The following is a 9555-nucleotide window of genomic DNA, read 5'->3' as shown; positions in this document are numbered from 1 at the left end:
CGACAACGCATATGGCGACAGAAACCTAATCTGCACATGCCCCCCAATGGACGCATACGAAGAAGCCGCTGAGTAAATTTGGAGCCCCCGTTTCAAAGCGGGGGTTTATCCTAGGGTGTGAAGCCAACGGGCACGCCAAATGGCGGTGTGTCCACGCTGGTACCGGTAAGGGCATGCAGAAATTCGACGAGGCTGTTGATCTCATCTTCAGACAATTCCAGCGGGGTAATGTCGATTTTGCTGCGTACACGCTGCATTTCAAATCGGTCGTGCCGTACAAGGAAATCTGCCTTTTGTAGCCATGGTACGTTGGGCAGTGCTGCCGTCTCGGGTGTCCAATTTGCGAAACTTGCTACAGGGTCCAAATGATGGCGGATCATGCTTTCGAGATCCGGGAAGGCTCCGTTGTGGCCGTAAGGTGCGGTCAGGGCCACGTTGCGCAGCATCGGAGTGCGGAAGCGATAGGCATCCTCTAGCCGGTCACTTTCGCCCATACGTCCAACGTCCCTGACATAAGGGTCCCACTGCCGGGTGCGGCCGGGACCAAAGGGCGGCAGGGCCAGAGCGTGAAACTCCTGATCGGACATCAGCGGGCCAGAATGGCAGGCCGAACAACGGGCTTTGCCGTAGAATAAATCCATCCCATTCACTTGTTCCGGCGACAGGGCATTGGTGTCCCCGGCTAAATATCGATCAAACGGGCTGTCAGTGCTGCGCCATTCAATGGCCATGAAGGCGGCCAACGCGTTGGCGATCTGTGTGATCGAGATGTCTTCGGTCGTTTCAACATCATCATACGCGGCCATGATGGCCGGGCCGTAACGAGGATCGGTACGGACGCGTTTGGCCAATATTGGCCAGCCTTTGTCGATCCGGTCATGTACGGCCCCAGTGACCTGGTTCTCGGCCACGTTACCCGCCATTTCGAACTGCGAAGTCAGCGGGAAAAGCGCCTGCGCGGCCAGCAGTGAATTCAGCCCCTCGGGCAACCATTCCTGTGCAGGCGAGTTGAAGCCATTGCCATAATCATCCGAAATACTCAGGCGGCCATCGTCGAACAGGGTGTGAATGTCCTTTGCCCCAAGATTCCAAAGGCCCGGAGAATTTCGGGGGATACGTTTTCGAATCTTGTCGGCTCCGGTGCCCGGAGTGCGGTCGGGTCCCAAGCCCTGACCGCCTTCGCCGATGCCCAGCGACAATCCATCGGATGTTCCGAAATCGGGGTGATGGCAATGGGCACAGGCGATGTTCTGATTGCCGGACAGTATCGGATCGTAAAACAGTTGATGACCGATGGTGGCCTGTTCCATATCAAAGGCGATGAAGTCATTATCCGTCAGTGGGCGCGGTAAATCCTGCGCCGCCGCCGCACCGACGAAAAGGAAAGCGATCCCATGCGCCAGTTTGTATTTGCCCTTTGCTGTCTTGCGACCCCGGCACTGGCCGAGCTGGAGCAGGCCCGCGATATGATGGAGGCCGGAGAGTTCGAGGCCGCGCGCGAGGAACTTTGGCCTGCCGCGCGTTCTGGCAACGCCGAGGCCGAGGAACTGATCGGAGTGATGTACGGCCTTGGTTTGGGTGTCGAGCAGGACTATGAGCGGGCTTTTGAATGGTATCTGCGCGCCTCGATGAAGGGTCATCCCGGGGCGCAATCCGGCGTCGGCTGGTATTATGAACTGGGCCTTGGCATGCCCGCGCCTGATTTGGTGCGGGCTTACATGTGGTACACGCTCAGCGCCATTGGAGGCGATCCCGACGCGGCGATCAGCCTTGAAGAAGTGGTCAAGAAAATGTCGCCGGAGCAGATTGAAAGGGCGCATGTTCTGGTCAACGACTACAAAGGGTGGATGTACCCATTTCGGTGAAAGGGCCGGGCCAAAAAGCCCGACCCACAATCGATTAGTTCAGGTCCGCATCGCGCGACGCATTGATCTCGCCTTCCGCAATCGAAACGGCTTCGGTCAGCGCGGCAAAGATCTCATCACCACGAGCTACGTTGGACTGGAACCACTCGTAAACAGGCGTGGCCGCATCTTTGAACGCGGCTTTCTGATCGGGTGTCGGGACGTAGAGGTCACCGCCGCCCGCAACGAAATCTTCATAAGCCTGGATCGACTTGCGCTTGGGCGAGGCAAAAGTGGCCTGCTGCAGGGCGTAGAAGCCGTCGACGACCACGCGGCGCAGATCCTCGGGCATCTCCTGGAACTTGGCGTTATTCATCCACCACAGCGCACCCATATAGGCGTGGCCGTCCAGCGTGACGTATTGCAGACCCGCATCCGGGAATTTCATGCCCATGATATCTGTGATGCCGTTCTTGGATCCTTCAACAACGCCGGTTTGGAAGCTTGTGAACAGCTCGGGCCACGGGATCGGGGTCGGCGAAGCGCCCAGTGCCTTGACCAGTTCCTGCGGTAGGTCGGCGACCACGGTGCGGATCTTCAGTCCTTCCATGTCGGCGGGCTCGGCAATGCGGCGTTGCGTGTTGGCAAAGTTGCGCCAGCCGCCAGTGTTGCCGATCGTCATCAGGCGGATGGCACCGCCGGAATCCTCCAACGCCATTTCGCGCATTGTGCGCGTGAAATCACCAGACAGAACACGCTCAGCGACACGGTCATCGGCCATCAGGTAGGGCAGGTCGAGGACCTGAACGTAGGGGAAGATCCCCGAGGCACCGCCCGAGGTGGAGATGTAGATGTCGATGGTGCCATCAGCAACGCCCTGCAGGCATTCCGCACCATTTGAACACAGCTGTGTTCCGATAAACAATTCGACCTCGATCGCGCCGTTCGAGGCCGCTTCGACGAAGTTCTTGAAGACGATCAGACCGTCATAATCTTCATCGTTTTCATTAGAGTTTGCAGTCGCGCGCAGCGTGTAGTCAGCTGCAGTTGCCGCGATGGCGGTTGCGGCAACCAGCGATGTCGCTAAGGCTGCTGTTTTGATAAATCTTCCGAGCATGCGTTTCCTCCCTGTGATACTCAGTCAGTTTGCAAATCCCGTTATGCGTGGGATCGTCATGGATAGTGCGGGAATATAGGTGATCAGAAAGATCACTATGATTTCGACGGCCAGGAATGGCAGGATTGCCTTGGCGATGGTTTCAACTTTTTCGCGCGACACGGCGGCGGCCACAAACAGGACCAACCCCATAGGCGGTGTCGCAAGGCCCACGGTCAGGTTGACGCTCATGATGATGGCAAAGTGGATCGGATCGACGCCAAGGCTGGTAAAGATCGGGGCCAGGATTGGGCCAAGGATGATGATCGCGGGACCTGCGTCCAGGAACATGCCGACGACAAACAGCAACAGGTTGATCAGGAACAGAAGGATCAGTGGGTTTTCCGAAAGGCTGAGGATCAACTCGGCCAGTTGTTCAGGCGCATGGCTGAGGCTGACCACGGTTTTGAAGGCCATCGCCGCGCCGACCAGCAACAAAACGACGGCCGAGGTCAGACCTGCATTGCTGAGAATTTCAGGCACCTCTTTCAGCGTCAGCGTGCGCAAGACAAAAAAGCCGATGAGGAATGCGTAGCCGACAGCAACCGCCGCAGCTTCGGTCGGTGTGAAAATACCGCCCAGAATACCACCCAGAATGATAACTGGTGTCAGCAGGGGGAAGAACGCTTTAAGGCTGGCCTGACGCCGCTCTCCCCAAGTGTATTTTCGGCTGGCGACCGGGAAGTCGTATTTGTCCGCCATGACCTTAATCATCAGCATCAGGCCAACACCCACCATGACTCCCGGCACGATCCCCGCAAGGAATAACGCTGCAACGCTTTCGCCCATAACATAGGCGTAGATGATCATGATGCCCGAGGGTGGAATGATCGGTCCGATCACCGAACTGGCCGCCGTAATCGCGGCAGCGAAGCGGCGGGTGTAGCCCTGTTTCTCCATCGCAGGGATCAGCATTGACCCCAGCGCCGACGTATCGGCCACGGCTGAACCCGAAAGCCCGGCAAACAGGATCGAGCTGAGTACGTTCACATGGGCCAGACCGCCTCGAAAGTGGCCCATCAGCGCCTGACTGAATTCAACCAGCCGCAGCGTGATGCCGCCCCGGTTCATCAGCTCTCCGGCCAGCATGAAGAAGGGGATCGCCATTAGCGGAAAGCTATCCATGCCGTTATAGACATTGCGATACAGCAGCGTGATGTCGTTGGTCTGGCCGTTCAGCCATAGCAGAATGCCGGGCGCGGCCAGCAAAGCAAAAAAGACCGGCAGGCCGATCAGCAGGAACACCAGAAATGTGGGTAGGAACCATATCAACATTTATTCGGCCCCCACGGGTGCATCGGCAATCTCTGGCAGCAGATGTCCGCCGCCCAACAGGGTTACGACGGCGCGCAAGATCAGCTCGATATTGACTGAGATCAGCAGGATGACGCCAACCAGCAGCGATGCCATCATCCAGCTGCGCGGGATGCGATACCACTCGTCAAATCCAAAGGACGTTGGCAGATACAGCGCCGCTGTCGCGAATTTGCCGCCAAACCCGGTCACCTCGGACCAACCGATATTGACGGCGACCAGCAGTACGGCCAGCGAAACCAAAAGAAGCAGGATATTCAGGGTTTGCCCGATCCCACGCGGCAACATCAGGGGCACCATGTCGATGGCGACGAACCCGCCACGCCGAAATGCTGTAGGGGCCATCAGGCCCGTCATCCACAGCATACAGAAGCGCGCAGCCTCATCCGGCCAGGGCAGCGCGTTGCCCAGAACGTATCTGAAAAACACCTGGATCAGGATCGCGATCACCATAAGCGCAATCGCAACGACACCAACCGCGCGGCCCAATCGCAGCACGGTTTCATTCACAAACGCGATCGGCGCAAGCACCGACGTCAATCCGCCCATGCGGATCCTCCCTTTTCAGCCGCGGGCTTTCACCGCGACAGTTATTCCGCGCTTACTGGTGCGCGAATTGGCCGAGCTTTCCGGCGTAGAAGGTCAATGCGTCTCCGTCCGCCATACTGGCACGCAGGACCTTTCCAATAACGATAACGTGGTCGCCAGCGTCGTGATAAGCGTGTTGCTCACATTCGAAACGCGCCAGACAATCGGGCAGTAGCGGGGTTCCGTTTTCACAGCGCTCGTGGTCGATGTCCTGAAGCGCAAACGCGTCTTTCGAGCATCCAAAGCAAAGCTCGGCCTGTTCTGCTGAAAGGACGTGAACACTGAAATGCCGTGCTTCTTGGAAATAACGGAACCGGCGCGAGTTGCGATCGCCTGCCCACATGACAAGTGGTGGGTCCAGCGAAAGGGACGAGAAACTGTTGGCGGTGATGCAGACCGGCCCGTCTGTGCTGTCGCAGGTGACAACGGTGACACCGGTGGCAAAACGACCAAATGCGTCGCGCAAGGTTCGGGTATCGTCCCTGTGGGGAACGAATGTGCGGGTCATGTCCTTTGAGATTGCATTCATCATGGTACCTCATGCCCCAGTGCCGCCTCATACAGGCGGTACCAGCTCTCGCGATCCAGATTGATTTTCAGCGCGTCAGAGATGCGCTTGATCCGGTCCAGATTGTTGGTGCCCAAGACCGGAAGAATGCCTGCAGGGTGGGCCAGAAGAAACGCCACCGCCACGGCGGCGCGATCCACGCCGAATTCCTCGGCGACTTCGTCCGCTACAACCCCGACCGGAGGGTTTCCAGCCATCAGCAACCCGCCACCCAAGGGTGACCACGCCATCACAGGCTGGCCATGCTGCTGATGAAACGCCAGATCACCGTTGGTGAAGGGGCCGATTTCGCCCAGAGAAATCTCGATCTGGTTGGTCACCAATTGGGTTTTCATCGCCGATTGCAGCAAGTTCCAGTCCCAAGGGCGGAAATTGGACACGCCAACCGCGCCGACCTTGCCGCTGGCGACAACTTCGTCCAGCGCGGCACCTGTTTCGTGATGATCCATGAATGGATCGGGGCGGTGAATCAGCAGCAGGTCGATATGATTGATGGCCATTTCGGACAGCGATGTCTCAACCGATTTCAGGATATGCGCGCGCGAGGTGTCATAGTATTTGCACTTGGCGTCCGCATACCGACCCATCGGCGCGACGATGTCACATTTGGTGACGATTTCCATCCGCTGGCGTAGGCCTGGATTTGCGCGTAAGGCGTTGCCCAGAACAGCCTCGGCCGCGTAGCCGCCATAGATATCGGCCTGATCGAAGGTGGTGATGCCCTGATCCAGACAGGCCTGAATCTTGGCTTCGACATGACCCGTCGAAGTGTCGTCGTCGTCGCCCAGTCGCCACATGCCATAGACAAGGCGGCTCATATCCAGCGAGTCAGATAGTTTCACACGTTGCATCAGCGACGAACTCCGTTGCCCAGCGGCGTGGCCGGGGTATTTGCAGGGACCCTTCCGTAGGCTTCGGGAAGGGAACAGGTTTTCAGATTAGGCATAACACGGCTGCCAAAATGGCGAGCTTCGTCCATGTGTGGGTATCCCGAGAAGATGAAGGCGCGGATGCCCATCTTTTGATATTCCTCGATCTTGGACATGACCTGATCGGTCGATCCGACAAGAGCGGCACCGCACCCGGATCGCGCGCGGCCAACGCCGGTCCAAAGGCCGGGTTCGACATAGCCATACTCATCCGCCAGATCGCGGTTCTTGGCCTGATGCGCGACGCCCAGTGATGTCGAATCCAAAGCACGCTCACGGATGGCGCGACCGTATTCGTCATCCAGTTTCGAGACGATGTAGTCGGCGTATTCCTGCGCTTCGACCTCGGTATCGCGGACGATCATGTGCACGCGCAGGCCGTAATCGAGTGTGCGGTTGTAGTTCTCGGCAACCGCGTGGACGGCTTTCATCCGTTCGGCCAGTTGATCCTTGGTTTCGGGCCACATCAGGTAGACGTCGCAATGCTCGCCACACAGATCCAGAGCGGATGGGGAATAACCACCGAAATACAGCAGTGGGCCACCTGTCTGATATGGCTTCGCCGGGTCGGTTGTGAGCCCTGAGAAGTTATAGACCTCACCGGCATGATTGATCTCGTCCTGTGTCCACGCCTGTTTCAGGATTTCCACCACTTCGCGCGAACGCTGATAGCGATAGGCGCTGTCGGCTTTCTCGCCGGGGAAATCGGACGAGATGATATTGACCGTTAGCCGTCCCTGCAGCATGTGATCCAGTGTCGCGATAGTGCGGGCCAGCATGATGGGTTGCATCTCGCCGCAACGCACAGCGGCCAACATGTTGATCTTGTCGGTGATCGGCGCGCAGCCGGCGACAAAGCTCAACGTGTCTTGCCCCACCTGATAGGACGACGGGCAGAGGATATTTCTGAACCCTTGCGCCTCGGCCTCTTTCACGATGCCCGAGCAGTGGTCCCAGCTGGATCGCAGATCACCGTCGGGCATTCCAAGAAACTGGTAGTCGTCCGAGCACAGCGCCGCAAACCACGAAACCTCGGCCGCATCCAGATCGGGTGAGGTGATGGGGACGATGGTCATCTGATTCGTTCTCCAAGCGACTGTGACTTTCCTCTTGCGTAGCAATCACATTGATGTAGATCAATGGTGTATCAATTTTTCCTGCGACCGAGTGAAGCGCCAAAAGATGTCGTCAGCCAACCGAAACCCGAACGCCCTGCCGGTTTATGTTCAGATTGCCGAGCTTTTGATCCGCGACATCGCTGCCGGTCGCCTGATCGATGGCGAGCGCTTGCCGCCCGAACGAGACCTTGCTGCGGAATTGAAAGTTTCAGTCGGTACTCTGCGAAAATCGCTCGCCGAGCTTGAGAAAAAGGGGATGCTGGAGCGTATTCAGGGTTCGGGCAATTATGTACGCGAGACCGGAACGCAGAACAGCGTCTATGCAATGTTTCGTTTGGAATTGCCCGAGGGTGGCGGGTTGCCGCGGGCGGATATCCTGTCAGTTGACCATCTGAACAAGCCCGCAGATTTGCCGCGATTTGGTTCGTCGGACATGGGCTCGCGGGTGCGCCGAATGCGCTACCTGAATGATACAATTATCGCGGTTGAAGAAATCTGGCTGGATGAGTCTGCTGGTTTGATTGATCGACAGCTGCTGTCTGACTCGCTTTATCGGTACTACCAGCACCAGTTGGGGTTCTGGATCACGCGTGCTGAAGACAGGGTTTCCCTCGGGACGTTGCCGGGTTGGACGCCGCCTGATTTCACCAGGCCAGCCGGAGATACGGTTGGCTACATCGAACGGTTCAGCTGGTCGGAAAAACCCGAACCGGTTGAGTTTTCAAAAACATGGTTCGACCCGGATCGAGCCACCTATGTCCAACGACTGAAGTAAAAGGAACTGCGCATGACCCGGACCATTCACTACGGGCTGATCGGATGCGGTATGATGGGGCAGGAACACCTGCACAATATTGCCCTGCTGGACGACACGCGCGTTTCAGCGATTTTTGAGCCTGACGCCGAGATGGCGAAGGCTGCGCGGGCGATTGCGCCTGATGCGGTGATGGTGTCTTCGGTCGAAGAATTGCTTGCGATCGACGATCTGGACTGCGTCGTCATCGTTAGCCCCAACCACCTGCATGTGGATCAGATCGAAGAGATTGCCCGGACGCGCCCGTTGCCGTTGTTGGTAGAGAAACCTCTTTTTACAGATCCGGTGGATGCGGCGCGGCTTGAGGCGCTGCAGCGTGATTATCCGCACCCGATCTGGGTTGCGATGGAATACCGCTATATGCCGCCCATTGCCGCGTTGATAGCCGAGACTGAGGCCACGGGCGGCGTAAAGATGCTGTCAATTCGCGAGCACCGGTTTCCGTTTCTGGAAAAAGTCGGGAATTGGAACCGGTTCAACCGGAATACCGGCGGAACATTTGTCGAGAAGTGCTGCCATTTCTTCGACCTGATGCGTTTGATCCTGCAATCCGATCCGGTTCGCGTAACAGCCAGCGGCGGGCAGGCGGTCAACCATCTGGACGAGGATTATGACGGAGAAACGCCGGATATTCTGGACCATGGATACGTGATCGTGGACTTCGCATCAGGTGCGCGGGCGATGCTGGAGCTGTGCATGTTTGCGGAAGGGTCCCGGTACCAGGAGGAAATCTCGGCCATTGGACCAAATGCCAAGATCGAAGCATTGGTTCCGGGACCGGGCCGGTTCTGGCCAGAGCATCTGGGCGCGCCGCCCGTGCCGCAGGTCATCGTCAGCCCGCGTGATCCCAAAGGACCGGTCTCAAAAGACATTCCCGTCGATCCGCGCCTGTTGGCCGCCGGGGACCACAATGGTTCAACTTTCTACCAACATCAGGGGTTCTTAGCTGTTCTACGAGGCGAAAAGGCACAACCTGACGTCACCCTGAACGATGGCCTTTGGGCCGTGCGCATCGGTTTGGCGGCGCAACAGGCATTGAAAACCGGAGAGACTGTGCGCCTCTCGTCTTGATGCCGATAGGAAACCTGCGTTCCAGATACGCACATAATCGGGTGTCGTTTTTGGCACCCGATGCGTCTTTTCCGCTTGCTGAGCGTTTTGCGACGCAATAGCTCTGTCCGTGGGACACCCCTCCCCAACGAGGGGCGTGTATCTGGAAGGGTA

At 57.7% G+C, this 9555-nt stretch carries 10 protein-coding genes; 3 read left to right on the top strand and 7 right to left on the bottom strand.

The features are described from left to right. Positions 1–110: 110 nt before the first annotated feature. Positions 111–1310, bottom strand: a complete 1200-nt coding sequence (locus AC2FI8_RS13340) for a cytochrome-c peroxidase (RefSeq protein WP_496779486.1) — start codon at positions 1308–1310, stop codon at positions 111–113. Between the two features lie 84 nt (positions 1311–1394). On the opposite strand from AC2FI8_RS13340, the gene AC2FI8_RS13335 reads away from it, so the two are divergent. Continuing rightward, positions 1395–1865 (top strand): tetratricopeptide repeat protein, encoded by a 471-nt coding sequence (locus AC2FI8_RS13335; RefSeq protein ID WP_496779484.1) that lies wholly within the window; start codon positions 1395–1397, stop codon positions 1863–1865. Between the two features lie 34 nt (positions 1866–1899). Here AC2FI8_RS13335 and AC2FI8_RS13330 read toward each other — a convergent pair whose 3' ends face one another. Genes AC2FI8_RS13330 through AC2FI8_RS13305 form a run of 6 tightly spaced genes read right to left on the bottom strand, consistent with a single transcriptional unit; the run spans position 1900 to position 7475 of the window. Continuing rightward, the gene (locus AC2FI8_RS13330) at positions 1900–2961 is read right to left on the bottom strand and encodes a TRAP transporter substrate-binding protein (protein WP_496726488.1); all 1062 of its coding nucleotides are present in this window, start codon (positions 2959–2961) and stop codon (positions 1900–1902) included. Positions 2962–2985: 24 nt separating this feature from the next. Next, positions 2986–4275 carry a TRAP transporter large permease gene (locus tag AC2FI8_RS13325; protein ID WP_496779482.1) on the bottom strand — a complete coding sequence of 430 codons (1290 nt, stop codon included), beginning with the start codon at positions 4273–4275 and terminating at the stop codon, positions 2986–2988. Further along, entirely contained in the window at positions 4276–4863 is a 588-nt protein-coding gene (locus AC2FI8_RS13320; protein WP_170563750.1) for a TRAP transporter small permease, read from the bottom strand. It abuts the gene before it with no gap. Between the two features lie 52 nt (positions 4864–4915). Beyond that, positions 4916–5431: a flavin reductase family protein gene (locus AC2FI8_RS13315; RefSeq protein ID WP_058272664.1), complete on the bottom strand. Its 516-nt coding sequence runs from the start codon at positions 5429–5431 to the stop codon at positions 4916–4918. After that, positions 5431–6321 carry an aldo/keto reductase gene (locus AC2FI8_RS13310; protein WP_496768694.1) on the bottom strand — a complete coding sequence of 297 codons (891 nt, stop codon included), beginning with the start codon at positions 6319–6321 and terminating at the stop codon, positions 5431–5433. Before AC2FI8_RS13310 ends, AC2FI8_RS13315 begins: the two co-directional genes overlap by 1 nt. Next, entirely contained in the window at positions 6321–7475 is a 1155-nt protein-coding gene (locus AC2FI8_RS13305; RefSeq protein ID WP_496779480.1) for an LLM class flavin-dependent oxidoreductase, read from the bottom strand. The genes AC2FI8_RS13310 and AC2FI8_RS13305 overlap by 1 nt, the downstream gene beginning before the upstream one ends. A 106-nt stretch (positions 7476–7581) precedes the next feature. Between AC2FI8_RS13305 and AC2FI8_RS13300 the strand changes: the two genes are divergently transcribed. Both AC2FI8_RS13300 and AC2FI8_RS13295 read left to right on the top strand, forming a co-directional pair. Next, on the top strand, positions 7582–8292 hold the full coding sequence (locus tag AC2FI8_RS13300) for a GntR family transcriptional regulator (RefSeq protein WP_496768690.1): 711 nt from the start codon (positions 7582–7584) through the stop codon (positions 8290–8292). Between the two features lie 12 nt (positions 8293–8304). Beyond that, on the top strand, positions 8305–9402 hold the full coding sequence (locus AC2FI8_RS13295; RefSeq protein WP_496779478.1) for a Gfo/Idh/MocA family protein: 1098 nt from the start codon (positions 8305–8307) through the stop codon (positions 9400–9402). Positions 9403–9555: the final 153 nt, after the last annotated feature.

Source organism: Ruegeria sp. CDSB029 (assembly GCF_059611125.1).
Note: the sequence above shows the minus strand (reverse complement) of the source record. Positions and strands in the feature narration are given on the sequence as shown.

Bases quoted from the DNA above. Each gene is read 5' to 3' on its own strand.
- AC2FI8_RS13340 (WP_496779486.1), bottom strand. From the start codon at position 1,310: ATGGAACAGGCCACCATCGGTCATCAACTGTTTTACGATCCGATACTG.
- AC2FI8_RS13335 (WP_496779484.1), top strand. From the start codon at position 1,395: ATGCGCCAGTTTGTATTTGCCCTTTGCTGTCTTGCGACCCCGGCACTG.
- AC2FI8_RS13330 (WP_496726488.1), bottom strand. From the start codon at position 2,961: ATGCTCGGAAGATTTATCAAAACAGCAGCCTTAGCGACATCGCTGGTT.
- AC2FI8_RS13325 (WP_496779482.1), bottom strand. From the start codon at position 4,275: ATGTTGATATGGTTCCTACCCACATTTCTGGTGTTCCTGCTGATCGGC.
- AC2FI8_RS13320 (WP_170563750.1), bottom strand. From the start codon at position 4,863: ATGGGCGGATTGACGTCGGTGCTTGCGCCGATCGCGTTTGTGAATGAA.
- AC2FI8_RS13315 (WP_058272664.1), bottom strand. From the start codon at position 5,431: ATGAATGCAATCTCAAAGGACATGACCCGCACATTCGTTCCCCACAGG.
- AC2FI8_RS13310 (WP_496768694.1), bottom strand. From the start codon at position 6,321: ATGCAACGTGTGAAACTATCTGACTCGCTGGATATGAGCCGCCTTGTC.
- AC2FI8_RS13305 (WP_496779480.1), bottom strand. From the start codon at position 7,475: ATGACCATCGTCCCCATCACCTCACCCGATCTGGATGCGGCCGAGGTT.
- AC2FI8_RS13300 (WP_496768690.1), top strand. From the start codon at position 7,582: ATGTCGTCAGCCAACCGAAACCCGAACGCCCTGCCGGTTTATGTTCAG.
- AC2FI8_RS13295 (WP_496779478.1), top strand. From the start codon at position 8,305: ATGACCCGGACCATTCACTACGGGCTGATCGGATGCGGTATGATGGGG.